21 protein-coding genes and 1 tRNA gene are annotated in these 23461 nt (G+C 72.6%); 14 read left to right on the top strand and 8 right to left on the bottom strand.

The window, feature by feature from the left end; all coding sequences use genetic code 11:
• Positions 1-53: 53 nt before the first annotated feature.
• Entirely contained in the window at positions 54-2723 is a 2670-nt protein-coding gene (locus tag ACIBTV_RS17510) for an ATP-binding protein (RefSeq protein ID WP_396706003.1), read from the top strand.
• Positions 2724-3029: 306 nt separating this feature from the next.
• Here ACIBTV_RS17510 and ACIBTV_RS17515 read toward each other — a convergent pair whose 3' ends face one another.
• Positions 3030-3527: a MarR family winged helix-turn-helix transcriptional regulator gene (locus ACIBTV_RS17515; protein WP_396706005.1), complete on the bottom strand. Its 498-nt coding sequence runs from the start codon at positions 3525-3527 to the stop codon at positions 3030-3032.
• 99 nt (positions 3528-3626) lie between these two features.
• On the opposite strand from ACIBTV_RS17515, the gene ACIBTV_RS17520 reads away from it, so the two are divergent.
• Both ACIBTV_RS17520 and ACIBTV_RS17525 read left to right on the top strand, forming a co-directional pair.
• Positions 3627-4208, top strand: coding sequence for a YceI family protein (locus tag ACIBTV_RS17520; RefSeq protein ID WP_396706006.1), 582 nt, complete (start codon positions 3627-3629; stop codon positions 4206-4208).
• A gap of 289 nt (positions 4209-4497) precedes the next feature.
• Complete coding sequence (locus tag ACIBTV_RS17525; RefSeq protein ID WP_396706008.1) at positions 4498-5976, top strand: glutamate--cysteine ligase; 1479 nt, start codon at positions 4498-4500, stop codon at positions 5974-5976.
• Positions 5977-5983: 7 nt separating this feature from the next.
• Here ACIBTV_RS17525 and ACIBTV_RS17530 read toward each other — a convergent pair whose 3' ends face one another.
• Complete coding sequence (locus ACIBTV_RS17530) at positions 5984-7435, bottom strand: hypothetical protein (RefSeq protein WP_396706010.1); 1452 nt, start codon at positions 7433-7435, stop codon at positions 5984-5986.
• 188 nt (positions 7436-7623) lie between these two features.
• Between ACIBTV_RS17530 and ACIBTV_RS17535 the strand changes: the two genes are divergently transcribed.
• Positions 7624-8295, top strand: a complete 672-nt coding sequence (locus ACIBTV_RS17535) for a PASTA domain-containing protein (RefSeq protein WP_396706012.1) — start codon at positions 7624-7626, stop codon at positions 8293-8295.
• Positions 8296-8431: 136 nt separating this feature from the next.
• Positions 8432-9157 carry a PASTA domain-containing protein gene (locus tag ACIBTV_RS17540; protein WP_396706014.1) on the top strand — a complete coding sequence of 242 codons (726 nt, stop codon included), beginning with the start codon at positions 8432-8434 and terminating at the stop codon, positions 9155-9157.
• A 108-nt stretch (positions 9158-9265) separates the two neighbouring features.
• On the opposite strand, the gene ACIBTV_RS17545 is transcribed toward ACIBTV_RS17540, so the two are convergent.
• Both ACIBTV_RS17545 and ACIBTV_RS17550 read right to left on the bottom strand, forming a co-directional pair.
• Positions 9266-9739: a hypothetical protein gene (locus ACIBTV_RS17545; protein ID WP_396706016.1), complete on the bottom strand. Its 474-nt coding sequence runs from the start codon at positions 9737-9739 to the stop codon at positions 9266-9268.
• 99 nt (positions 9740-9838) lie between these two features.
• Positions 9839-10123, bottom strand: a complete 285-nt coding sequence (locus tag ACIBTV_RS17550; protein WP_396706017.1) for a hypothetical protein — start codon at positions 10121-10123, stop codon at positions 9839-9841.
• Positions 10124-10782: 659 nt separating this feature from the next.
• Between ACIBTV_RS17550 and ACIBTV_RS17555 the strand changes: the two genes are divergently transcribed.
• The 3 genes from ACIBTV_RS17555 to ACIBTV_RS17565 all read left to right on the top strand — a co-directional run bounded on the left by ACIBTV_RS17555 (position 10783) and on the right by ACIBTV_RS17565 (position 12470).
• A complete protein-coding gene (locus ACIBTV_RS17555; protein ID WP_091593710.1) occupies positions 10783-11658 on the top strand; it encodes a helix-turn-helix transcriptional regulator in 876 nt (291 codons plus the stop codon).
• On the top strand, positions 11634-11855 hold the full coding sequence (locus tag ACIBTV_RS17560) for a DUF397 domain-containing protein (protein ID WP_396706018.1): 222 nt from the start codon (positions 11634-11636) through the stop codon (positions 11853-11855). The genes ACIBTV_RS17555 and ACIBTV_RS17560 overlap by 25 nt, the downstream gene beginning before the upstream one ends.
• A 213-nt stretch (positions 11856-12068) precedes the next feature.
• The gene (locus ACIBTV_RS17565; RefSeq protein ID WP_396706020.1) at positions 12069-12470 is read left to right on the top strand and encodes a hypothetical protein; all 402 of its coding nucleotides are present in this window, start codon (positions 12069-12071) and stop codon (positions 12468-12470) included.
• Here ACIBTV_RS17565 and ACIBTV_RS17570 read toward each other — a convergent pair.
• Positions 12438-13139, bottom strand: a complete 702-nt coding sequence (locus ACIBTV_RS17570) for a hypothetical protein (RefSeq protein WP_396706022.1) — start codon at positions 13137-13139, stop codon at positions 12438-12440. The genes ACIBTV_RS17565 and ACIBTV_RS17570 overlap by 33 nt on opposite strands.
• A 216-nt stretch (positions 13140-13355) precedes the next feature.
• Between ACIBTV_RS17570 and ACIBTV_RS17575 the strand changes: the two genes are divergently transcribed.
• On the top strand, positions 13356-15227 hold the full coding sequence (locus ACIBTV_RS17575; RefSeq protein WP_396706023.1) for a S8 family peptidase: 1872 nt from the start codon (positions 13356-13358) through the stop codon (positions 15225-15227).
• A gap of 176 nt (positions 15228-15403) precedes the next feature.
• On the opposite strand, the gene ACIBTV_RS17580 is transcribed toward ACIBTV_RS17575, so the two are convergent.
• The 3 genes from ACIBTV_RS17580 to ACIBTV_RS17590 all read right to left on the bottom strand — a co-directional run bounded on the left by ACIBTV_RS17580 (position 15404) and on the right by ACIBTV_RS17590 (position 17477).
• Positions 15404-16210: a WecB/TagA/CpsF family glycosyltransferase gene (locus ACIBTV_RS17580; RefSeq protein WP_396706024.1), complete on the bottom strand. Its 807-nt coding sequence runs from the start codon at positions 16208-16210 to the stop codon at positions 15404-15406.
• Positions 16207-17280, bottom strand: a complete 1074-nt coding sequence (locus ACIBTV_RS17585; RefSeq protein ID WP_396706026.1) for an NAD-dependent epimerase/dehydratase family protein — start codon at positions 17278-17280, stop codon at positions 16207-16209. The genes ACIBTV_RS17580 and ACIBTV_RS17585 overlap by 4 nt, the downstream gene beginning before the upstream one ends.
• Before the next feature lie 111 nt (positions 17281-17391).
• Positions 17392-17477 (bottom strand) — tRNA-Leu (locus tag ACIBTV_RS17590).
• A gap of 207 nt (positions 17478-17684) precedes the next feature.
• Between ACIBTV_RS17590 and ACIBTV_RS17595 the strand changes: the two genes are divergently transcribed.
• Genes ACIBTV_RS17595 through ACIBTV_RS17615 form a run of 5 tightly spaced genes read left to right on the top strand, consistent with a single transcriptional unit; the run spans position 17685 to position 23461 of the window.
• On the top strand, positions 17685-18473 hold the full coding sequence (locus tag ACIBTV_RS17595; RefSeq protein ID WP_091593696.1) for a DUF3662 and FHA domain-containing protein: 789 nt from the start codon (positions 17685-17687) through the stop codon (positions 18471-18473).
• Positions 18474-18479: 6 nt separating this feature from the next.
• Positions 18480-18965 carry an FHA domain-containing protein gene (locus ACIBTV_RS17600; RefSeq protein ID WP_088996760.1) on the top strand — a complete coding sequence of 162 codons (486 nt, stop codon included), beginning with the start codon at positions 18480-18482 and terminating at the stop codon, positions 18963-18965.
• Positions 18962-20437 (top strand): protein phosphatase 2C domain-containing protein, encoded by a 1476-nt coding sequence (locus ACIBTV_RS17605; protein ID WP_396706028.1) that lies wholly within the window; start codon positions 18962-18964, stop codon positions 20435-20437. Before ACIBTV_RS17600 ends, ACIBTV_RS17605 begins: the two co-directional genes overlap by 4 nt.
• Positions 20438-20465: 28 nt before the next feature.
• On the top strand, positions 20466-21959 hold the full coding sequence (locus ACIBTV_RS17610; protein WP_396706030.1) for an FtsW/RodA/SpoVE family cell cycle protein: 1494 nt from the start codon (positions 20466-20468) through the stop codon (positions 21957-21959).
• Positions 21956-23461: a peptidoglycan D,D-transpeptidase FtsI family protein gene (locus ACIBTV_RS17615; protein ID WP_396706032.1), complete on the top strand. Its 1506-nt coding sequence runs from the start codon at positions 21956-21958 to the stop codon at positions 23459-23461. Before ACIBTV_RS17610 ends, ACIBTV_RS17615 begins: the two co-directional genes overlap by 4 nt.

Consider the following 23461-nt stretch of genomic DNA (forward strand, 5'->3'; position numbering starts at 1 on the left):
CAGCCCGACGCTCGACTGCCGGAGATCCGGGCCGGTCCGTAATCTTCCACTCCATGACTCCGGCGAACGATCGATCGACCGCTCAGAGCGGTCGTGCCGGTCTCCCGGACCTGCTGCGTGGGCACCGGCTGGCGGCCGGGCTGACCCAGGCCGAGCTGGCGTCCCGCGCCGGCATCGGTGTACGGACGGTGCGTGACCTGGAGCGGGGCCACTCCTCCCGACCACAGCGGACGACGGTCGACCTGCTGGCCGACGCCCTCGACCTCGACGGCGCGACCCGGGCGGCCTTCGTCGCGGCCGCTCGGGCGGCGCTCGTCACCGGCACCCGGGGCCCCGCCGCCGACGTGCCGTCCGCCCCGGCCGACGACGGTGAGCCGGTCCCGGCCGGCGCACCCATCGCGCTGCCGCCGCCCGTCGAGCTGATCGGGCGGGACCGTGACGTGGCCGAACTCGTGGACATGCTCAGCGACGAGACGGGCCCCCGGCTGGTGAGCCTGGTCGGGCTGGCCGGGGTCGGCAAGACCGCGCTGGCCCTGACCGTCGCGCACGCGGTCGCCGGCAACCACCCCGGCGGCGTGGCGGGTGTCCTGGTCGGCGAGGGGTCGGACGGGCCGGACGTGCTCGCCGCCTCGGTGGCCGTCCACGGCGCGGCCCGCGTCTCGGAGCTGGCCGCCCGGGTCGCCGGCCGCCCGGCGCTGCTCCTGGTCGACGCCGCCGAGCGCGCCGCCGACCCGGTCGCCGAGGCGGTGCACCGACTGGTCGCCGCGGTGCCGTCGCTGCGGGTGCTGGTCACCGGCCGGCATCCGGTCGGCCTGCCCGGCGAGCGGGTCTGGCCGGTCGTACCGCTGGAGGTGCCCCCGCCGGAAGCCGACCGGTCCGGGGCGGCGGCGCTGGCCGCGTGGCCGGCGGTCGCGCTGTTCACCGCCCGCCTCGCCCAGGTACGCCGCGAGCCGCCCGCCCCTGACGAGCTGCCCGCCCTGGCCGCGCTGGTCCGCCGGCTCGGCGGGTTGCCGCTCGCCATCGAGCTGATGGCCGCCCGGGGCCGCATCCTCGACGTCACCGAGCTGCTCGACCGGTACGGCGACCGCGTCCTCGACCTGGCCGCGCCCGGGGACGCCGGACCGCGCCACGGGTGGGACCGGCCCCTCGGGGCGGACCCGTCCCGCCCGGCGGTGGCGGTCACCCTGCGGGACGCCGTGGCGGCGAGCTACCGGCTGTTGGCCCCGCACGAGCGGGCCGCCCTCCGCCGGCTGGCCGCGTTCGGCAACCGCTGGTCGGTCGACCTGGCCGAGGAGATGCTCGCCGCGGACGACGATCCGGAGGGGACGGTCGCCGTCGACCCGGTGCCGTTGCTGGACCGGCTCGCCGAGCTCGGCCTGTTGGGCGTACGCGGCGCCGGGCGGTCTCGGTTCCGTCTGCTGGACGCCGTTCGCGACTTCGCCACCGAGCAGGCGGCGGGTGCCGGGGAGTTGACCTGCATCCGGCGACGGCACGCGGGTGTGATCGCCCGCCTGGTGGGGCGTACCGCCCCGGATCTGGTCGGTGCCGGGCTGAGCGAGGCGGTACGCCGGCTCGACGAGGTGAGCAGTGACATCAGCTCCGCCCTGGCGCACGCGGCCAACGACGACCCGTTGACCGCCCTGCGGTTGGCGTCGGGGCTGTCCCGCTGGTGGCGGTTCCGGGGCCGGGACGTGGCCGGGCGGCAGTGGCTGCGTCGGCTGCTGGCCGACCCGCGTACGGCCGACGCCGACCCGCCGCTGCGGGCGTGGGCGTCGATCGGGGCGGCCCAGCTCGCCGCCGAGCACGGGGCGGGTGCGCAGGAGTTGGGCGGCGTGCGCGCTGCCCTCGACGTGTTCCGTCGGATGGGCGACGTGACCGGCGAGCTGGCCGCGCGTACGGTGCTCGGCGGCCTGCTGATCGGCGTGGGGCAGCAGGACGAGGCGCGGGAGCAGGCCGAGTCGGTGCTGCGGCTGGCCGCGCGCAACGGGCGGATCCGTGACATGGCGGTGGCGCAGAACCAGCTCGCCTGGCACGAGCTTCGGGCCGCCGACCTCGCGGCCGCCCGCCGTCGCCTCGCCGCGGTCGACCGGCTCTCCGCCCAGTGCGGCGAGCAGCGGCTCCGGGTGCTGACGCGGGCCAACCTGGCCGAGGTGGCGCGCCTTGAGGGCCGCTACGCCGACGCCGTCGACCAGGGCCGCCGTGCGGCGGCGGTGCTCGCGGAGCTGGGCGACCCTGGCCATCGGCGTCGGGTGCTCGGCCGGGTCGGCATGGCGCTCGCCCAGGGCGGACGCGCCGCGGAGGCCGTCGAGGTCCTGACCGAGCTGCGTGCGTTCGGCCCGATGACGGTCGGGCGGCCGATTCGGCGGGACAACCGGGTGCCCCGGCAGCGGGCCGCGCCGCAGACCGTCCATCCGGGTGGGTGGAGCGGAGGCGCACATCCCGAGGAAGGGATCTGCGCGCTGATCGAGGGCACCATCGCGCTGCACCGGGGCGACCGGGAGTTGGCGGCGGAATGGTTCGCGGCGGCCGTCGAGGCGGGCGCGGAGGGGCAGGACCGACGGGACGTGGTCGAGGCGCTGGTCGGGCTGGCCGCCAGCACCGGCGACCCGGCGGTCCTGGACCGTCTGGACCGGGCGTGCCGGGAGGACGGGATCCGGCTGCTGCCGCAGGAGGAGGGCCTGCTCTATGCGCTGGTCGTGACCCGGGGCGGCCCGAGCCACTGAGCGTGCGTCACGGCGGGGCCGAGTGGCCGGAGGAGGGGCCGAGCGCCGGGGTGGGGCGCGTGACGGCACGGGGCCGGGGTGGCGCGAGCGAAGAGCCCCCTGTTGCTACCCCTCGCTGTTCGCCCGCGCCGTCACCCCCCGGTGAATCCCCGCTCGTCGCACACTAGCCACCCGTGACGAGGGGTTTTGTCGGTTGTAGGGGTATGTGTCCGAGTGACGCGGGCAGTTCTGCCGGTCTTTCTGCCGGTCGGAACCCGCCGGCCGGTCCGGGCGCCGGCAGGCGCTGGTTGAGCGGGCCGCCGGCGGTCAGCCTGCGGCCGACTGGTCCTCCGGGTGGCCGACGCTGCCGGCGGTCGCGCAGGGATGCACCGCGTCGCGCACCCGCCGGAGCCCGTCCAGCAGCGCCCGCAGGCCCTCCGGGTCGAGCTGACCGGTGAACCACTCCTCGATGATGCGCAGGTGCCCGGGGAGCACGTCCTCCAGCCGTTGCATGCCGGCGGCGGTGACGACCGCGTACGAGCTGCGCCGGTCGGTGGGACAGGCGCTGCGCGTCAGGAGGCCGTCGCGCTCCATCCGGTCGACCACGCGGGTCACGCCGCTGGTGGACAGGGAGGTCTGTGCCGCGAGGTCGGTCATTCGCAGCCGGTTGTCGGGTGACCGGGCCAGCCGGGTCAGCACCTCGAACTCGACCGCGGAAAGATCATGCTCCTCGAACTGGGCGGCGAACCGGGCGGAGAGCCCGGAGTGCACTTCGTAGAGGAGACCGACGGCGGTGATCCGAGGGTCGTCCAACGCGTTGTTCACCCGTTCATCGTACCAGTACTTGACACGGGGAATATTGCTCTGACTATAGTTGCTGCGGCAGTTGTTGGGCCATTCAACACCCCCTGGAGGAGAAGCGCCATGACCAGCAGCACCGAGTCGGTCACCCGCGACTGGGAGGGTCTCACCATCCCCACCCCCGGCACCTACCTGCTGGACGCCGCGCACGCGCGGGTCGGCTTCGTCGCGCGCCACATGATGGTGAGCAAGGTCCGTGGGCAGTTCGCCGACGCCACCGCCACGATCACCGTGGCCGAGAACCCGCTGGAGTCGTCGGTCACCGCGACCATGCAGGCCGCCAGCATCGACACCAACCAGGCCGACCGGGACGGGCACCTGCGCAGCGGCGAATTCCTCGACGTCGAGAAGTACCCGACGCTGGAGTTCCGCAGCACCGGCGTCAAGTCCCACAGCGGCAACGAGTTCGTGCTCGTCGGCGAGCTGACCATCAAGGACGTCACCCGGCCGGTCGAGCTGGAGGTCGAGTTCGAGGGCGTGGGCCGCAGCCCCTTCGGCCAGGACATCTTCGGGTTCTCCGCGAGCACCGAGATCGACCGTGAGGAGTTCGGCCTGACCTGGAACGTCACCCTGGAGACGGGCGGCGTGCTGGTCAGCCGCAAGGTCAAGATCGAGATCGAGGGCGAGGCCATCCGCCAGGCCTGATCCCACCGGATCTCCCGTACGCCGGGCCCGCGCCGCACGTCGGCGCGGGCCCGGCGTCGTCGTACGTGCGAATTGTCACGACCAGTTCGCCGCTTCGGACGGTGGTGGGCAGGTCAGGCGGGGTAGAGATGCCGGCGGGAGCGCACTCCGGGTCCCGCCCGGGGCCGTCTCCGCACCGGATACCCGAGTCCGCCTCTGGTCCTGGCGCGGTGGGCGCTTCTACCGTGATGGCTGACAACGCGCGTCCGGGGCGGCACCGCCCCGACCGCGCCTCGCGCCGGGAGGACACATGGGCAGGGACGTCTCGCAGGGCGCCTTCACCCGCGAGGACCGGGTCCGCTACCGGCAGAAGGTCCGGCGCTGTCTGGACGTCTTCGCCCTGATGCTGGACGACTTCGGCTTCGACGCCGACCGGCCGATGACCGGGCTGGAGATCGAGCTGAACCTGGTCGACTCGGCCGCCGAGCCGGCCATGCGCAATGAGGAGATCCTCGCCAACATCGCCGACCCGCTCTTCCAGACCGAACTGGGACAGTTCAACCTGGAACTGAACGCGTTGCCGCGGCTGATCGAGGGCGCGGGCTTCGCCGACTACGAGCAGGACCTGCGCAGCAGCCTGTCCCGCGCGGACGAACGGGCCGCCAAGTCGGACGCCAAGATCGTGCTGGTCGGCATCCTGCCCACGCTCACGGAGGGGCACCTGGTCGCCGACAACCTCTCCACCAACGAGCGCTACCGGGTGCTGAACGACCAGATCGTCGGCGCCCGGGGCGAGGACATCGAGCTCGACATCCGGGGCGTCGAGCGGTTGCAGACGCACACGGACTCGATCGCGCCGGAGGCGGCCTGCACCAGCCTCCAGTTCCATCTCCAGGTGGCGCCGGACAGCTTCGCGGACTACTGGAACGCGTCCCAGGCCATCGCCGGCGTCCAGGTGGCGATCGGCGCGAACTCGCCGTTCCTCTACGGTCGGCAGCTCTGGGCGGAGACCCGGATCGCCCTGTTCGAGCAGGCGACCGACACCCGCCCGGACGAGCTGAAGGCCCAGGGCGTACGCCCCCGGGTGTGGTTCGGTGAGCGGTGGATCACGTCGATCTTCGATCTCTTCGAGGAGAACGTCCGCTACTTCCCGCCGCTGCTGCCGATCTGCGAGGACGAGGACCCGGTGGAGGTGCTGCACGCCGGCGGCGTGCCGCAGCTCGGTGAGCTGCGGCTGCACAACGGCACCGTCTACCGGTGGAACCGCCCGGTCTACGACATCATGGACGGTCGCCCGCACCTGCGGGTCGAGAACCGTGTGCTGCCGGCCGGCCCGACCGTGGTCGACATGCTGGCCAACGCCGCCTTCTACTTCGGCCTGGCGCGGGCGCTGGCCGAGGCGGACCGGCCGATCTGGAGTCAGCTCACCTTCAGCTCCGCCGAGGAGAACTTCCACGCCGCCGCCCGGCGCGGCATGGACGCCGTCCTGCACTGGCCCCGGCTCGGCGACGTGCCCGTGACCCAGCTCGTCCTCGACGTCCTGCTGCCCAAGGCCGCCGCCGGGCTGGACGGGTTCGGTGTCGCGCCGGCCGAGCGGGACCGGCTGCTCGGCGTGATCGAGCAGCGCTGCCGGACGGGTCGCAACGGCGCGGTGTGGCAGACCGAGGCGGTCTGGGCCGCCGAACGCCACCGGGGCATGGACCGCGCCGCGGCCCTGCACCACATGGTCCAGCGGTACGCCGAGCTGCAGCGCAGCAACGAGCCGGTGCACACCTGGCCGGTGGACTGACCCGTCCTCAGTCCGACCGGCGTGGGGATCGTGTCCGCCGGCCCTCACCCTTGGTCGGGGTCACGTCCTGGTCCGCCCCGGCCGGTTCCCGCTGCTCCTGCTCGCCGACCCGGGGCGCCGGCACCCGCGGCCCGGTCACGCCCACGGTCTCGCCGCTCGGGGATCCGCTGCCGTCGGCCGCGGTCGCGGCGTCCTCGGGCGTCGTGACCGGGCGCCGGGCGCGTCCCGAGGTGGCCCGCCTGGCCCGACCGGACGCCACGGGCTCGACGCCGCCCGACGCGCCCAGCTCGGTCGGCGTCCCCGGCTCGGTCGGCGCGGCCCGCTCGGTCGGGGCGGGCGGCGGGGCGGCCTCGACCACCGGCGTCCGCGTCGCCGTGGCGGCCGTCGACCGACGGTCGGCGCGCTGGGCGAGCGCCGCGATCAGCACCGAGCCGCCGATGCCCCCGATCACCGCGTACGGCGCGATGAGGTGCGCCGACACCTGCTCCGGGCTGATCGCCGAGAGCCGTGGCACGGCCAGCAGGTACGCCAGCGCGACGAGCAGCGGCCCGGCTCCACCGGAGACGGTCGCGCCGACGCGATGCCGGGCCGACCGCGCCCCGCGCCGAGCGGTCAGCACACTGATCACCAGCGCGGACCCGAGCGACAACACGGCCCCCGGCCAGTAGAGGTAGTCGCGGATCCAGAACTCCGGCCGGTCCGCGCTGATCTGCCAGATGCCGAGCTGCGCGGTGGTCAGACCACGACCGGAGAGGACTCCGTCGACGACCGCGATCACGGCGAGCAGCCAGAGCCAGGCCACGGTGGCGATGATGTTGCTCGCGGCGGCCCGCGACCGGAGCGCCCAGAACGCGGAGAGCACCCCGATCACCACGCCGATCATCGCGTACGCGGCGGCGACCCGCTGCGGCGTCGCCGTGTCCGGAGCCTCCGCGACCCGGGCGGGAACGGCGATCAGCAGGGCCGTCACCAGGGCACCCAGGCCGGCGGCGAGGGCCAGACCGAACCGCGCCAGCGCCCCGCCTCCGGCGGGCTGCTCAGCGATCCTCTCGACGGAACCGGCCGGGACGCCGGCGGAATCCGCGGAGGCCGCGCCGGAGCCGGCCGGGACGCCGCCCACGACGGCCGTGACGGTGCCAGCGGGTCCGGCCGAGGCCGTGGCGGGACCGGTCGGGGCAGCATCGGCGCCGGTCGTGGCGGGACCGGTTCGGGCGTCGGCGCTGGCCGTTGCCCGCTCGTGTAGCCGGTGCGCGCACACCGCACCGAGGACGGTCGACGTCGCCGCGATCCAGGTGGCCCAGACCAGGCTCGCCACCCAGGCCGCCGGAGCCGCATCAGCCTCGGTGGGCGCCCAGTTGATGATGCCCAAGCCGTACCCGAAGCCCAGTTGGGCGGCACCGGTGCCGGCAGCAACGCCGATCGCGGTCGCGATCGATCCTCCCCAGCCGCGTCTGGCCATGCGGGGCAGCGTAACGTCCCGTCGTCGGCGCGGCGAGCCATCGGCGACCGGCTGTCCGGCAAGGGCGGCGGAAGCTCGGCAGACCGTGGCGGTGGCATGGCGGTGTGTGGTGGCACGGGCGGTTGGGCGGCCGGCGGTGCCGGCTTGGCCGGGGCCGGTACGGTCGCCGGTGACGGAGGCGGTGGCGTGTGACGGACGGGAACACGGGTGGTGCCGGCGAGGCCGGTTCGAACCGGCTGCACCTGGTGCTGGGCGGCGGCCTGGCAGCGGTGCTGCTCGCCGCCATCGGTGCGACCGGTGGCTGGGTGCTGGCCGGCGAGGACGACGTACCGCCGGAGAATCCGCTCGCGGTGGCGACCGCGAGCGGCGGTCCCAGCGACGGGCCCACGCACCGGCCCACGGCCACCCGGAGCGCCCCATCGGCTCCTCGGACCTCCGCGTCCAGCGGCAACGGGCTGACCGTCCCGCCGGTGATCGGCCTCGACTTCGTGAAGGCCCGGTCCGAGCTGCAGGGACGGCGGCTGGGCTGGCGCCTGGAATTCGGGGACGGCAGCGGCCGTACGGTCGAACGGACCTCGCCGGAGGTCGGCGCCGAGGTGAAGCGCGGGGCGACGGTGACCCTCTACGTCACCGGGCCGGCCCCGACCACCACTGTGCCGGACCTCGTCGGCGAGGAGTGCGCCGACGCGGCCGAGGCGTTGGGCCAGGAGGGCTTCTACCCGCGCTACCCGAGCGGCCGGCACGGCACCGTCAGTCGGCAGGACCCTCCGGGGGGAGGCACGGCGCGCTGGAACGACGAGGTTCACATCTGGTGCGGCGCCCCGTCGGACGACGAGCCGACGACGAAATCGACCCGCTGACGGGGGCGAACGTCCCGACCGTGCCGCTGTGCCGTCCCGGACAAGTCGGCAAGGCGATACCGACCGATGGTGGCGTGGACCGATAGGTTGACGGTCGAGGGCCAGGGCGCCCGCCCGGTTCGGGAAGGACGGTGCGATGAGCGACGAGCGCCAGGAACCACCGAACAGGGACCACGACGGCGACGAGACCCGGCCCCTGCCTCGCCCGGCCGAGGAGCCGTCCGACCGCACGCAGCCGCTGGACCGCACTCCGCCGGCGGATCGGACCGCGCCGCTGCCGCCGGAGCGGTCGGCGCCGTGGTCCGGGCGCGCCGAGGTGCCGCCACCCCGACCGGCCGACCAGCGGGATCCGGCCGCCGAGTGGTACGCCGAGGACCAGGGCGGCCGTCGCTGGTGGCTGCCGATCCTCTGGGGCATCCTGGCGCTGCTGCTGGTCGCGTTGCTCGGCACCGCGGTGTGGTTGGTGCTCAGTGCCGACGATGATCGGCCCGGCCCCGAGCCCACCCTGTCGCCGTCGCTGACGACGGCCGCCCGCACGAGTGCCCCGCCGACGTCGGAGGCGCCGACGAGTGAGCCGCCCAGCAGCGCGCCACCCACCACCGAGGCGGCCGGAACGCCCGTGCCACCGGTGGCGGGGCTGTCGAGGGAGGCGGCCGAGTCCCTCCTCGATCAGCTGGGGATCCGTCACCGGGTGCAGTTCCGCCCGTCCGAGCTGCCGCCGGGAGTGGTCATCAGCAGTGAGCCCGGGCCGGGCGAGCTGGTGGCCGACGACGAGGAGGTCCTGCTCCTGATCTCCCAGGCAGACCCGTCCCCCTCGTCGGAGGCGCCCACGCCGACCCCGACGCCGACCACCACGCCCTGACCGCCGAGACGTTCGGGGCCGGCAGTCGGGGGCCGGGGCGGATCTTGGAGGATCAGTGCCCCCGGAGGAGCCGGCAGTCTCCACGATCTGCGGACGTGGCCGGCGTGGTCACCACCTTCGTCGTCGGGTGCCGACCAGGCCGAGCCCGACCAACGAGATGGTCAGGCCGATGACGCCGGACCAGAAGAGCGAGCGTCGAATGTCCGCCGCCGAGTGCGGTCCGCCGGCCGGGGCGGTGTCGCCCGCGAGCGCGTCGGAGCCCGAGCCGGCTCCGTTTCCGGTGGTGACGCCGCTGCCCGGTCCGGCATCCGCGCCGTTCGACGAGCCCGCGTCGATGCCGCCGGCGGCGTCCGGGCTGCCGTGCCAGCCGGCGTCGTCCTCGGGCTCGGGCGGGCCGCCCTCCCCGATCACGGTGATCTCCGGTGCCGGTACCGGCTCCTGGAGTTGGGTGGAGGAGAGCGCGGGGTCCCGGACCAGGAGCGCGAGCGTGGTGGCGGCGCCGAACAGCGCCAGGATGCCGAAGGCGTAGCTGATACGTGAGCGGTGGTGCCGCCGCGCGGCGGGCAGATTGACCATGACCATCCCAGGGTCGGGGTCCTGACGCGCGGGGTGGAACGTGCCGGGGTGGGCGTGCCTCGATTCTATGGCGACGGCACGCCCGCCAGCAGCGGTTTCGCCTGCTCAGCCCACCCGAACGGGCGTACGCGCGAGCGGCCGGCGCGGGCGCACGGTGTGCGGGCGCGGCCCCGGGGCGGAGGTCAGTTGCTCCAGCCCCTCCCGCAGTACGAAGATCGACCGCCGGTTGACCGCGTCCCCCGCCGCGTTCAACTCGTAGCCGTCGAGCCAGAGCCAACCGTCGTAGGTCGGCCAGTCGAGGACCCTGATCACGCGGAACGTGATGGGCCGGAGGAACTGGACGCTCGCCGCGCGAGTCACGTGCAGTACGTCACCGGAGCGGGGAAGCACATGGGCTCCTGAAAGGTTCGGCCGGCGGACGTGCCGGCGATTCGGGTCGGGGGACGTCTCGGCCGGTGAACGGGGTCGTGCCGCGCGGACCGGTGTGATGCGGGTGGTGGTGGTCGGGCCGTACCCGCTGGTGGCGTGCCGCCACCCGACCATCACCCATGCTGCCGTCCGGGTATCGCGCCCGCCGCCACAGCCAACTGGCGTGCAGCGGCGGGGTCTCACCCCGGTGCAGCTCTGGTTGCCGTAGGCCCGGTCACCCCGTCGCCCAGCCGCCCCGACCGGCATGATCACCAGCCGGGTTGGCGTGGAGACGGTGAGTAATCCGTGCCATACGGACAGGGTGCACCAGAGTCATGCTTGATGCAAGTTGCACGTCGACTTTTGCCGATACATGAGTGCGTCCCGCAAACCGGCGCTTGTAGCCGTTGGCGTTCGGACGGCACACTGAGGGCCGGTTTCGCCCGTCGCGGCCGGTCGAGGACCGGCACCACCCCAAGCCGCGAAACGCCCGCCGGTCGAGGGTCGCGCCCGCGGCGGGCGGCGAGCATCGGCGCGTCGACCGGAGGTAGGCCGGGTGAGGCGAGCAGCCAGCGTTCCCAGCAGGTGCCCGAGTGCACGAAGAGCGGGCCGGGCCCGCCGGTGGGGACCGAGGTGGCCCAGTGAGTGAACGGCGCAGCCCGACGATCCGGCGCCGGCGGCTCGGCGCGGAACTGCGCCGGCAGCGCGAGTCGGCGGGCATCACCATCGAGGTGGTCGCCGAGCAGCTGGAGTGCTCGGCTTCCAAGATCTCCCGCATCGAGACCGGCCACACCACGGCGACCCCCCGCGACGTACGGGACATGCTCCGGATCTACGGGGTGGTGGGCGCCGAGAGCGACGAGTTGGTCCAGATCGCCCGGGAGGCCCGACAGAAGGGTTGGTGGCACCCCTACAGCACCGTTCTGGTCGGCGCGTACGTCGGACTCGAGGCGGCGGCCAGCTCCATCCGGGCGTACGAACAGCAGGTCGTGCCCGGTCTCCTGGAGACCGAGGAGTACGCCAGCGCGATGATCCGGGCCGCCCGGCCGGACTTCACCCCGGACCAGGTCGCACAACGTGTCCGTGTCCGGCTCGGTCGACAGTCGTTGCTGACACAGGATGATCCGGTCGATCTGTGGGTGGTGCTCGATGAGGCGGTGGTGAGCCGTCCGGTGGGCGGGGACGAGGTGATGCGTGGCCAGCTCAAGCGGCTGGTCGAGGTCGCCGAACTGCCGAACGTGACGTTGCAGATCCTGCCGTTCGAGGTGGGGGCGCACGCCGGCATGGACGGGACCTTCACGATCCTCAGCTTCCCTGAGCCCGGTGATCCGGATGTCGTGTACGCGGAGAACGCCACGGGTGGGCTCTTCCTGGAGAAGAGCGACGAACTGCAGAAGTACAGCTTCATCTTCGATCACATCCGAGCAGCGGCCATTCGTCCGGAGGAGTCCGTCGCACACATCGCGAAACTGGCAGAGGAGCCGTTGTGGAAATGGCGACCAAGAGGTTCTCCGTGAACCTGACGCAGGCAACGTGGTTCAAGAGCTCGAAGAGCGGACCGAACTGTGACAACTGCGTGGAGGTGGCGTACGTGACCGGCGCGGTCGGAGTGCGGGACTCGAAGGACAAGTCCGGTCCGGCCCTGGTCTTCGCGCCCGGCGACTGGCGGGCGTTCGTCTCCCACGCCCGGGAGGGCGCGTTCGACCCGGCCTGAGCCGCCGGGTGGACAACTGACGGACCGATCCCCGTCCGGATCTGCCGGACGGGGATCAGTCGCGTGCGCCGCGCCGCCAGTCGTCGCCCGTGCGGGCCAGGATCCGCCGGGAATCCCGTCGCCACATCCGTCCCGCCTCGTTGAACCCGTCGTTACGGCGCTGGTCGACAACCCGCCGCAGGGATCCGCAACCGAGCGAGGCAGGCGAGACGGATGACGACGATCGGGTCAGACAACCTCACGAACGGTCCCGGGAAGCCGGAACGGTTCGGCGGCAAGTACCGCGGGGCGCGCCGGGACACCGTCCTCACCGAGGTGATCTCGACCGATTCCGACCTGGACGAGCGGGACGCGCCGGCCCCCGAGCAGGCCGGCCCGCCGCTCTCGCTGCCCTCGCTGGACCCGAACCCGCTGACCGAGCCGTCCTTCCCGCCGCACGGCTGGACGACCGAGCCGGGCGAGTCGCTGGTCGACCACCCGCTGCTGCGCGGCCTGCTGATGGAGTTGCCGCCGAAGGGCAGCGTGCCGCCTCCGGGCTGGTTGGACCGGTGGTTCGAGGCGACCCGCGCCATCCTGGAACTGCTATACGTGCAGGGCGCGGGCCGCACGCGTTGACGGCGACTCGGCGCGAGCCACCGCCGGCATCGGGCGGCTAACCGCCGGCTCCGGGTGGCCCGCCGCCGGCCGCGGATGGGCTGCGGGCGTACGCCGACGCTCCGCCGCCGCGGGCCGCCGGGCCCGTTCGGCGAGCCGGTTGTGCCGCAGCGCGTGCCGGACCCCGACGGCCAGGACGGCGACCGCCCCGACGGTGATCGTCGGGCCGGTGACGCCCGGTGCGGCGAACAGGGCACTGCCGCTCGCCGTGATCACCGCCGGCACCGTGAGCAGGCCGGTGACCTGCAGCGGCAGGCCGATCAGCGGGTGCGCCGCGGCGGCACGCAGGCCGTGCGACGCGGGCGTGTCCGGTGCGGTGGCGAAGGCGCCGGCGCCGGACCACAACCGGTGCACCCGGCGTACGGTGCAGGCCGCGGCCACGAGCGCGGGCAGCGCGGCGAGGCCGAGCGCGGCCGCGGCCCGGTCGGCCGTGGCGCCGCCGGGGCTGAGCAGCCCGGCCCCCAGCACGGCGGCGGTCAACGTCAGGCCGGTGAGGGTCAGGACGAGCAGCCATCCGGCGCGGCTACGTAGCGCGCAGGCGCGATCCAGCCCGGGGAGTCCGTCGGCGAGGACGCCGGCGGCCAGCCACACGGCGGCGATCGGCACGACGACGGCGAAGTGGCTCTCCATGCTGGACACTCTTGCCCGATTTCGGTCTCCGTGAATCCGGGCGTGTCCCCTGTTCGCCCCGGACGTCGTCCCGTAGGGGCCATCGTTCCCGCGTTATGAAAGATTCGACATGTTTCTCTTCGCCATCGTCCTGACCTACTCTCGGCTAGATCGGCTGCCGTCGATCTGAGCGTGACCCGCCTCGGGCGGCTGCCGGCCGGAGAGGGAGGTAGCAAGATGGGTCTTGCCCACAGGTCCGTGCTCGTCGGGGTGGCCACGCTGAGCATGCTGGCCGCCGCGACACCCGCGCTGGCCGCGGAACCAACGGGAACCATCCGGGCGGCGGGTGGGGAAACGGCCGTCGCCGACAGCTACATCGTCGTCTTCAAGGACACCGCCGTCGGCCGCAACGCGGTCGGCGACAACGCCAGCCGGCTGGTCGGTCGGCACGGCGGCACGGTCGCCCGCACCTACGGCGCGGCGCTGCGCGGCTTCGAGGTCCGGGTCGGCGCGAAGGCCGCCGCACGGATCGCCGCCGACCCCGCCGTCGCGTACGTCGAGCAGAACCACACCGTCTCGATCGCCGGCACCCAGACGAACCCGCCGTCCTGGGGCCTGGACCGCATCGACCAGCGGAACCTGCCCCTGAACAGCTCCTACACCTACCCGAACACGGCGTCCAACGTGCGCGCGTACATCATCGACACCGGCGTGCTCTACGGGCACAACGACTTCGGTGGTCGCGCCGTCTCCGGTTACGACGCGGTCGACGGCGGCTCCGCCGACGACTGCAACGGTCACGGCACGCACGTCGCGGGCACCGTCGGTGGCTCCGCGTACGGTGTGGCGAAGGGCGTGCAGATCGTCGGCGTCCGGGTGCTCAACTGCCAGGGCAGCGGCACCAACGCCCAGGTGGTCGCCGGCATCGACTGGGTGACCGCGAACGCGGTCAAGCCGGCGGTGGCGAACATGAGCCTCGGCGGGTCCGCCAACAGCTCGATCGACACGGCGGTGAACAACTCGATCAACTCCGGCATCACCTACGCAGTGGCCGCCGGCAACGGCAACGCCCTCGGTGTCCGGCAGAACGCCTGCAACTACTCTCCGGCCCGGGTGCCGGCGGCGATCACCGTCGGCGCCACCCAGAACAACGACGCCGCCGCCAGCTTCTCCAACTACGGCACCTGCGTCGACATCCTGGCGCCGGGCGTGAACATCACCTCGGCGTGGTACACGAGTGCCAGCGCGACGAACACCATCAGCGGCACCTCGATGGCGTCCCCGCACGTCGCGGGGGCCGCGGCGCTCGTGCTTTCGGCCAACCCGTCCTGGACACCGCAGCAGGTACGGGACAACCTGGTCAGCAACTCCACGCCGAACGTGGTGACCAACGTGGGCACCGGCACCCCGAACCAGCTGCTCTACGTGGTCAACGGGACCCCGCCGGCCAACGACTTCTCGGTCTCGGTGTCGCCGACCTCCGGCTCCACCGCGCCGGGCGGCTCGGTGACCGCCACCGTCGGCACCGCCACCACCGCCGGCTCCGCCCAGTCCGTCAGCCTCTCCGCCAGCGGCCTGCCGGCCGGCGCGACCGCGTCGTTCAGCCCGGCGACGGTGACCTCCGGCGGCTCGTCGACCCTCACCATCGCCACCTCGGCGAGCACCCCGGCCGGCACCTACCCGGTCACGATCACCGGGACCGGCGCGGCCGGCGCCCGTACGGCGACGTACACGCTGACGGTGACCGGCTCGGGTGGCGGCGGCTGCTCCGGCACCAACGGCACCGACGTGGCGATCCCGGACACCGGCGCCACGGTGGCCAGCACGATCGCGATCGCCGGCTGCAACCGCAACGCCTCGTCGTCGTCGACCGTGGCGGTGAACATCGTGCACACCTACCGCGGTGACCTCGTCATCGACCTGGTCGCCCCGGACGGGTCGTCGTACCGGCTGAAGAACAGCAGCTACCTCGACGGCGCCGACAACGTCAACACCACCTACACCGCCAACCTGTCGAGCGAGGCGGCGAACGGCACCTGGCGTCTGCAGGTGCGCGACGTCTACGCCGGTGACACCGGCTACATCAACACCTGGACCCTGACCCTCTGAGCGAGGCGAATCGCGGGGCCTCTCCGGTCATCGGAGGGGCCCCGCACCCTGTGACCGGCCCGGGCTCGCCCTTCGGCGAGACTCGTCGGACGAGGCACACCGCGGACGTCACCCGCGACCTGGCCCGGAAGGTCCGGGCCCTGCTCGGCTGAGGCGGTTGCCCGCCGGGAGCGTGGTCAGACGGCGAAGCCGGTGGGACGCTCGGTGGCCGGCGCCGGCGGGGTGGCCTTCCACAGGCCGAGCTTCTGGGCGGCGAGTCGGCTCAGGTAGGCCGGGTTGAGGATGATGTACCGGCGCCAGAGCCGCTTCGGCTCCAGACCGAGCCGCCAGAGCCACTCCAGGCCCGCCCGCTGCATCCACGACGGAGGCTGGTGCAGCAGCCCCGCGTGGTAGTCGAACGCCGCCCCGACCGCCATCAGCGGCATGTCCAGCAGGGGCCGCATGGCGTACGCGAAGACCTCCTGGCGGGGGCAGCCGAGCCCGACCAGGACGAGCCGGGCCCCACTGGCCCGGATCCGGTCGGCGATCTCGGCGTCTTCGCCCGGCTGGGCGGCACGGAACTTGGACGGCTCCACGCCAGCGATCTTCAGGGCCGGGAACATCCGCTCCAGGGCCGGGATCAGCCGTCCGAGGGTCTCCTCGGTCGAGCCGTAGAGGTAGACCGGGAGGCCCTCGTCGGCGAAGCGGGACAGCACGTGCAGGGTCAGGGTCGGGCCGTAGACCCGGTCGGTCAGGCCGGCGTGGTGCAGCAGGTTGAGCGCCCAGCGCACCGGCTGCCCGTCCGGGGTGACCACGTCGAACGAGTTGAGTCGGGCGTTGTGGGCCGGGTCGAGCACACCGGTCATCACCCCGTGCACGGCCAGCGCGGTCAGCGCCAGCGGGCGGCGCTCACGGGCGGCGGTCACCACCTGCTCGGTCGCGGCCGCGTAGTCGGTGGCGTCGACCAGGACGCCGAGGACGTTGCGCTTGCCGTGTCCGCTCATGCCGTCGGCACCCACTTGTCGACGTTGGCCTCGTAGATCTCCCGCAGGATCATCGGCACGTCGTAGGTGATCTTCCAGTTCGGGTAGTGCTCCTCGAACCGGGCCATGCTGCTGACGTACCACTGGTGGTCGCCGGTGCGCGCCTTGTCGACGTAGTTGATCTGGGCCTCGCGGCCGGTGATCTGCTCGGCGATCCGGAACGCCTCGATGTGCGAGGTGTTCGAGTGCCGGCCACCGCCGAGGTTGTAGACCTGCGCCGACCGGGGCTCCCGGAAGAACGCCTCGAAGGCGGTCAGCACGTCGTGGGAGTGGATGGCGTCGCGCACCATCTTGCCCTTGTAGCCGAACAGGTTGTATGTCCGGCCCTCCATCACGCAGCGCATCAGGTAGGCCAGGAAGCCGTGCAGCTCGGCCGCCGAGTGGGCCGGCCCGGTCAGCGTGCCGCCCCGGAAGCAGGCGGTCTTCATGTCGAAGTAGCGGCCGTACTCCTGGACCATCACGTCGGCCGCGACCTTGGAGGCGCCGAAGACCGAGTGCAGCGACTCGTCGATCGACATCTCCTCGGTGATGCCCGCGTGGAACGGGTGGTCCTCGGGCAGCTCGTAGCGGGTCTCCAGCTCGACGAGGGGCAGGCTGTTCGGCCGGTCCCCGTAGACCTTGTTGGTCGAGCAGTGGATGAAGGGCGCGTCGATGGCGTGCCGGCGGGTGTTCTCCAGCATGTTGAGCGTGCCGCCGGCGTTGACGTCGAAGTCGGTGTAGGGCTCCTTGGCGGCCCAGTCGTGGCTCGGCTGGGCGGCGCTGTGGATCACCACCGCGATGTCGGCCCCGTACTTCTTGAAGATCTGCTCCAGGCCGTCGCGGTCCCGGATGTCCACCGAGTAGTGGGTGTACGACCCGCCGAGGTCGGCGCCGAGCCGCTCCAGGCTCCAGGCAGTGGAGCCGTCCGCGCCGAAGAAGTACCGCCGCATGTCGTTGTCGATGCCGACCACGTCGAGACCGAGGGCGGCGAAGTGCCGTGCCGCCTCGGAGCCGATCAGACCGCCCGACCCGGTCACCAACGCGACACTCACACGCCACTCCTGGTTCCTCGGAGGCAGAAGACGAATCGGAGCATAGCGTGACGCCCGACATGCCCCAATATGCGGGAAGGGCCCCGCATCAATGTGCGGAGCCCTTCACTCTGGTGGGGAAGGGGGGAGTTGAACCCCCACGCCCTTTCGGGCACACGGACCTGAACCGTGCGCGTCTGCCATTCCGCCACTTCCCCGTGGCACGACCGGATCACTGTAATCCGCCCCGGCCTCGCCGTCTCCGGCGGGGCCCGGAACATATTACGCTGTCCCGGTCATCGCCTCGAACGAGTACCGTTCGCGGCGGACGAAAGAGTAGCACGACAGAAGCGGCCCGTCCGAACGGGCCGTGAGCAGGCGGCCGAGCGGCGTGTGAGCTGCGCGCGCGCCGGCCGGATACCATCATGTCCTCGGGACCCGAGGAGGAGCCGGTGAGCGTGCTGCAACGCTTCGAGAAGCGTCTGGAAGGCCTGGTCGAAGGGGCCTTCGCCAAGGTCTTCAAAGGGGTGGTCCACCCCGTGGAGATCCTCAACGCCATGCAGCGGGAGGCCGAGGCGCACAAGGCCATCCTGGCCGGTGGGCGCACGTTGGTGCCCAACCGCTACGTGATCGATCTCTCGCCCTACGACCACAGTCGTCTGGCGCCGTACGCCGCCGCGCTGGCCCAGGAGCTGGCCCAGTCGCAGGCGGAGTTCATCGGCGAGCAGGCGTGGACGGTCTACGGCGACGTGATCGTCGAGATCGAGCGCGGCGAGGGGCTGGACACCGGCATGTTCCGGGTCACCGCCGAGGTCTACACCGGTGGCGAGGTCGCCCCCGCGCCCGGCCCCGGCTACGACGCCGGCCCGCCCGCCTACCCGGCGTACGACCAGGGCGGCGGCTACGGCCCCCCGCCCGGCCACGGCGGCGGGCGCAACGTGCGGCTGGTCTCCGGCGACGGGCGCACCTACCCGCTGCAGATGGGCTCGACGGTCATCGGCCGCGGCGACCAGGCCAACCTGCGCCTGCCGGACGTCGGGATCTCCCGGCGCCACGCCCGGCTGGACTTCGACGGCGGTCAGGTCGTGCTGACCGACCTCGGCTCGACCAACGGCACCATGGTCAACGGCCAGCGGGTCTCCGCCGTCGCGCTCAACCCCGGCGACATGATCCAGCTCGGCACCACCACCCTGACCTTCCGCGTGGACGGCTGATCCGCCTTGCCGGAGCTCGTCATCACCGTTGCCCGGTTCGGGTTCCTGATCCTGCTGTGGATCTTCGTGTTCACAGTGGTCGGCGTCATTCGCCGGGACCTCTTCGCGGGTGCCCGCTCGGGCCGGCTGGTCGCCGCGCCCCGGGCCGTCGGCGCGTCGACGGGGCAACCCGCGAAACCGGCGAAGGTGAAGCGGGGCAGGGCGGCGCACCAGTTGGTGGTGACGGCCGGTCAACTGGCCGGCACCCGCATCACGCTCGGTGAAGCGCAGATCACCATCGGTCGGGCGGAGGACTCCACCCTCGTGATCACCGACGACTATGCCTCCGCGCGACACGCCCGGCTCGTGCCGCGCGACGGGCAGTGGTTCGTCGAGGACCTCGGTTCGACTAACGGCACCTATCTGGATCGCGCTAAGGTCACCGGACCGACCCCCGTTCCCCTCGGCGTGCCGATCCGGATCGGCCGCACTTCCCTCGAATTACGGCCATGACTCTGACCCTGCGCTACGCGGCCCACAGCGACCGCGGTCTGATCCGAGACGGTAACCAGGACTCCGTCTACGCCGGACCGCGGCTACTCGCCGTTGCCGACGGCATGGGCGGCATGGCCGCCGGTGACGTCGCCAGCAACATCGTCATCGGTGCCATGGCACCGCTCGACGAGGACGTCCCCGGTGACGCCCTCGTCGACGCGCTGCGTTCGGCCGTGGGCACCGCCAACCAACAACTCCGCGAGACCGTGGACGCCAACCCTCAGCTCGAGGGCATGGGCACGACGCTGACCGCCACGCTCTTCAGTGGCAGCAAGATCGGCATGGTGCACATCGGTGACTCGCGGGCCTACCTGCTGCGCGGAGGTGAGTTCGCGCAGATCACCAAGGACGACACGTACGTCCAGATGCTGGTCGACGAGGGCCGCATCAGCGCCGAGGAGGCGAGCAGCCACCCGCAGCGGTCGCTGCTCACCCGAGCGCTCGACGGCCGGGACATCGACCCGGAATACTCCGTCCGCCAGGTCCTGCCCGGCGACCGCTACCTGATCTGCAGCGACGGGCTCTCCGGCGTGGTCAGCGCGGACACCATCGCCGAGACCATGCGGGATTACGCCGACCCGCAGCAGTGCGTCGAGCGGCTGGTGCAGCTCGCGCTGCGCGGCGGCGGCCCGGACAACATCACGGTGATCATCGCCGACGCCACCGACCAGGACATCGTCGAGGCGTCCCCGATCGTGGGCGGCGCCGCCGCCCGGGACCGGGGCATGGCCACCGCGGCCGACGACTCCACCCCGGCGGCCCGGGCCTCCGCGCTCTCCGCGCCCCGACCCCCCGCGCCGGAGGAGCCCGCCGCATCGGCGGACGACGAGCCGGAGCGGCGCCGCCACCGGCCGGTCCGAGCCGCGGCCATGGCGGTGGCCCTGTTGGTGATCCTCGGCGGCGGACTCTTCGGCGGCTGGAGCTACACCCAGCGGCAGTACTACGTCGGTGCCACGGAGGACGGCCAGGTGGCCGTGTTCCGGGGGATACAGGGCCAGATCGCCGGCATGGACCTCTCCAGCGTCCACTCCCGCAGCCCCGCCGATCTGGACGACCTGACCCTGGCCGCTCAGGAGCAGGTCAAGCAGGGGATCCCCGCCAAGAGTGAGCCCGACGCCGCGCGGCGGCTGGCCGAGCTGACCAGCGACAGCCCGACCAACCCCAACCTGAAGCCGATCTGCCCGCCGAGCCTGTCGCCGGGCACGGAGACGGGCACACCCACGCCGACGCCGAGCGGTGTCGCGACGTCGCCCGGGGTGGACGCCACCCCCACGGCCGGCGCTCCGGCCACCGGCAGCCGCACCCCGGTCGCCAACCCCAGCCCGAGCAGCAGCGTGGCAGTCGGTGAGCCGACCGCCACGCCCGACGCCCCGCCCTCCGACTCGGCTCCGCCGGCGCTCGACCCGGCCGGCTGCCGGTCGCCCGAGTGAGCGCCGGCCCGACTCCGAGGACCCTTTCGTGACCGCAGCGGCCACACCGGCAGCCTCGCCCGCCATCGCGGGCGAGCAGTCCGGCGTACGCCTCGCCCGGTCCCGGCGTAACGCGGAGCTGTCGCTGCTGCTGCTCGCCATGGTGCTGGTGGCCGCGTACGGGGCGACCGTCGAGGCGAACATGCTGGACACGGTCACCCCGGACTTCTGGCTGCCCGCCGCCGCGCTCGGCGCGGTCTTCCTCGGCCTCCACCTGGTCATCCGGTTCCTCGCCCCGTTCGCCGACCCGGCCCTGCTGCCGGCGGTGGCGCTGCTCAACGGCCTCGGGGTGGGCTTCCTGCGCCGGATCGACCTGGGCGAGGCGCTGCCGGTGGACCGGGAGGACCTGGCCATCTTCGCCGGCATCGGCGGGCGGCAGCTGGCCTGGACGCTGGTCTCGGTGATCCTCGCTGCCGCCCTGCTCGCGATCATGCGGGACCATCGTTCGGTCTCCCGGTACGCGTACACGCTGGGCCTCGGCGGCATCGTGCTGGTGATGATCCCGGCGGTGCTGCCTCGCCGCTTCTCGGAGATCAACGGCGCCAAGCTGTGGATCAAGTTCGGCGACACGTTCTCGATCCAGCCCGGCGAGTTCGCCAAGCTGGCGCTGCTGGTCTTCTTCGCCTACTACCTGGTCCGCAAGCGCGAGGTGCTCTCGCTGGCCAGTCGGCGGTTCCTCGGCATCGACTTCCCCCGCGGGCGCGACCTCGGTCCGGTCGTCGTGGTGTGGCTGATCAGCCTCCTGGTCCTGATCTTCGAGAAGGACCTGGGCACGTCGCTGCTCTACTTCGGCATGTTCGTGGTGACGCTCTACATCGCCACCGAGCGGGTCAGTTGGCTGCTCATCGGTCTCGTGCTGTTCTTCGGCGGCGCCTACCTCGCCTACTTCCTCGGCGAGATGGTCGGCGGGCCCTTCGCCAACTTCTACCTGCGGGCACAGATCTGGTTGGACCCGTTCGCCGACCCGACCGACAAGGGCTACCAGTTGGTGCAGGGCCTGCTCGCGCTGGGCACCGGCGGGCTCTTCGGCGCCGGGCCGGGCGGCGGCCAGCCGGACATCCTGCCCGAGGTGCAGAACGACTTCATCTTCGCCGGCATCGGTGAGGAGATCGGCCTCTTCGGGCTCTCCGCGCTGCTGGTGGTCTACCTGCTCATCGTGGAGCGGGGCCTGCGCGCCGCGTTGGCCGTCCGGGACTCGTTCGGCAAGCTGCTCGCGGGCGGCCTCGCCTTCACCCTCGGCCTCCAGGTGTTCGTGATCGTCGGCGGGATCAGCAAGCTCATTCCGCTGACCGGGCAGACCACCCCGTTCCTCTCCGCCGGCGGCTCGTCGCTGATGGCGAACTGGCTGCTCATCGCCGTGCTGCTCCGGGTCTCGGACGCCGCGCGGCGGCCGGTGGCCGGGGGCGGCGGCAAGGCCGCGCGGCCGGCGAGCGGGCCCCCGGAGCAGTTGCACGGTGCCCCCACGGAGGTGATCAAGCCGTGAACGCACCGCTGCGCCGCGTCGGCGTCGTCGTGATCGTCCTGTTCGGCCTGCTCTTCGCGAACCTCAACTGGATCCAGGCCTACAAGGCGGACGAATACCGCAACAGCGACTACAACGGTCGGGTCCAGGTCGCCGAGTACGAGCGCAAGCGCGGCAACATCGAGGCCGGCGGCACCGCCGTCGCACTCAGCAAGGAGACCGACGGCAAGCTGAAGTTCCTGCGCAGCTACCCGGGCGGGCCCAAGTACGCGCACGTGCTCGGCTACAAGCCGGTCAACCTGGGCGACACCGGCATCGAGCGGGCCGAGAACGACTTCCTCGCCGGCACGAGCGACCAGCTGCTCGGCGACCGGATCAAGGACATGTTCACCGGTGACCAGACCGGTGGCGGCAACGTGCTGCTCACCCTCTCCAAGCGCGCCCAGGACGTGGCGTACGACCAGCTGCGCAACAACCAGGTCGGCGCGAAGCGGGGCGCGGCGATCGCCATCGATCCCCGGACCGGGGCCGTGCAGGCGCTGATCTCCATGCCCAGCTTCGACCCGAACCCGCTGGCCAGCCACGACACCCGGGAGGCCGCGGCGGCGTACAGCCGGCTGGAGCAGGACCCGGAGGGCCCGCTGAAGAACCGGGCGCTCTCCGAGACGCTGCCGCCGGGCTCCACGTTCAAGATCGTGGTGGCCGCCGCCGCCTTGGAGAACGGGATCGGCAAGAACACCGAGATTCCGGCCGGCTCCAGCTACACGCCGCCGACCTCGGGCACGCCGATCCGCAACGCCGCGGCATCGATCTGCCCCGAGTCCCAGGTCACCCTGATGGAGGCGGTCACCGAGTCCTGCAACACCGGCTTCGCGCAGCTGGGCGTCCGGCTCGGCGCCGACGCGATCAAGGAGAAGGCCCGGCAGTTCGGCTTCGAGCAGGAGGACCTGACGGTCGGCCAGCTCGGCGAGGACGGGCTGCGCACCGTGCCCAGCCGGACCGGGGACATGCAGAACCCGGACGGCAGCACCGACCAGGCCGCCTTGGCGCAGTCCTCCATCGGCCAGAACAACGTCCGGATGACCCCGCTGGAGGGCGCGCTGATCGCCGCCTCGGTGGCCAACGGTGGCAGCCAGATGCGCCCGTACCTGGTCCGACAGCTGCTCGCCCCGGACCGCACCACGAGCTACTACACGGCCAACCCGCGCGAGCTGCGGAAGCCGATCAGCGGGCAGGTCGCCAGCGACCTGCGCGACATGATGGTCAGCGTGGTCGAGAAGGGCACCGGCACCCGGGCCAAGATCAGCGGCTACACGGTCGGTGGCAAGACGGGCACCGCCCAGTCCGCGCCCGACCGGCCCGATCACGGCTGGTTCATCGGCTTCGCCATCGACAAGAACGGCAACGCCGTCTCGGCGGTCTGCGTCGAGCTGGAGCAGGCCGGGCCGGGCGGCAGCGCCGAGGCCGCGCGCATCGCCGGCCAGATCATGCGGGCCGCCATCGCCGACCCGGGAGGCCGCTGA

It is taken from the genome of Micromonospora sp. NPDC049366 (genome assembly GCF_044466625.1).
GTDB lineage: Bacteria > Actinomycetota > Actinomycetes > Mycobacteriales > Micromonosporaceae > Micromonospora.

What these genes read in the sequence shown, in the direction of transcription:
- ACIBTV_RS17510 (WP_396706003.1), top strand. Translation starts at nt 54, where the DNA reads ATGACTCCGGCGAACGATCGATCGACCGCTCAGAGCGGTCGTGCCGGT.
- ACIBTV_RS17520 (WP_396706006.1), top strand. Translation starts at nt 3,627, where the DNA reads ATGACCAGCAGCACCGAGTCGGTCACCCGCGACTGGGAGGGTCTCACC.
- ACIBTV_RS17525 (WP_396706008.1), top strand. Translation starts at nt 4,498, where the DNA reads ATGGGCAGGGACGTCTCGCAGGGCGCCTTCACCCGCGAGGACCGGGTC.
- ACIBTV_RS17530 (WP_396706010.1), bottom strand. Translation starts at nt 7,435, where the DNA reads ATGGCCAGACGCGGCTGGGGAGGATCGATCGCGACCGCGATCGGCGTT.
- ACIBTV_RS17540 (WP_396706014.1), top strand. Translation starts at nt 8,432, where the DNA reads ATGAGCGACGAGCGCCAGGAACCACCGAACAGGGACCACGACGGCGAC.
- ACIBTV_RS17545 (WP_396706016.1), bottom strand. Translation starts at nt 9,739, where the DNA reads ATGGTCATGGTCAATCTGCCCGCCGCGCGGCGGCACCACCGCTCACGT.
- ACIBTV_RS17560 (WP_396706018.1), top strand. Translation starts at nt 11,634, where the DNA reads ATGGCGACCAAGAGGTTCTCCGTGAACCTGACGCAGGCAACGTGGTTC.
- ACIBTV_RS17565 (WP_396706020.1), top strand. Translation starts at nt 12,069, where the DNA reads ATGACGACGATCGGGTCAGACAACCTCACGAACGGTCCCGGGAAGCCG.
- ACIBTV_RS17570 (WP_396706022.1), bottom strand. Translation starts at nt 13,139, where the DNA reads ATGGAGAGCCACTTCGCCGTCGTCGTGCCGATCGCCGCCGTGTGGCTG.
- ACIBTV_RS17575 (WP_396706023.1), top strand. Translation starts at nt 13,356, where the DNA reads ATGGGTCTTGCCCACAGGTCCGTGCTCGTCGGGGTGGCCACGCTGAGC.
- ACIBTV_RS17580 (WP_396706024.1), bottom strand. Translation starts at nt 16,210, where the DNA reads ATGAGCGGACACGGCAAGCGCAACGTCCTCGGCGTCCTGGTCGACGCC.
- ACIBTV_RS17595 (WP_091593696.1), top strand. Translation starts at nt 17,685, where the DNA reads ATGTCCTCGGGACCCGAGGAGGAGCCGGTGAGCGTGCTGCAACGCTTC.
- ACIBTV_RS17605 (WP_396706028.1), top strand. Translation starts at nt 18,962, where the DNA reads ATGACTCTGACCCTGCGCTACGCGGCCCACAGCGACCGCGGTCTGATC.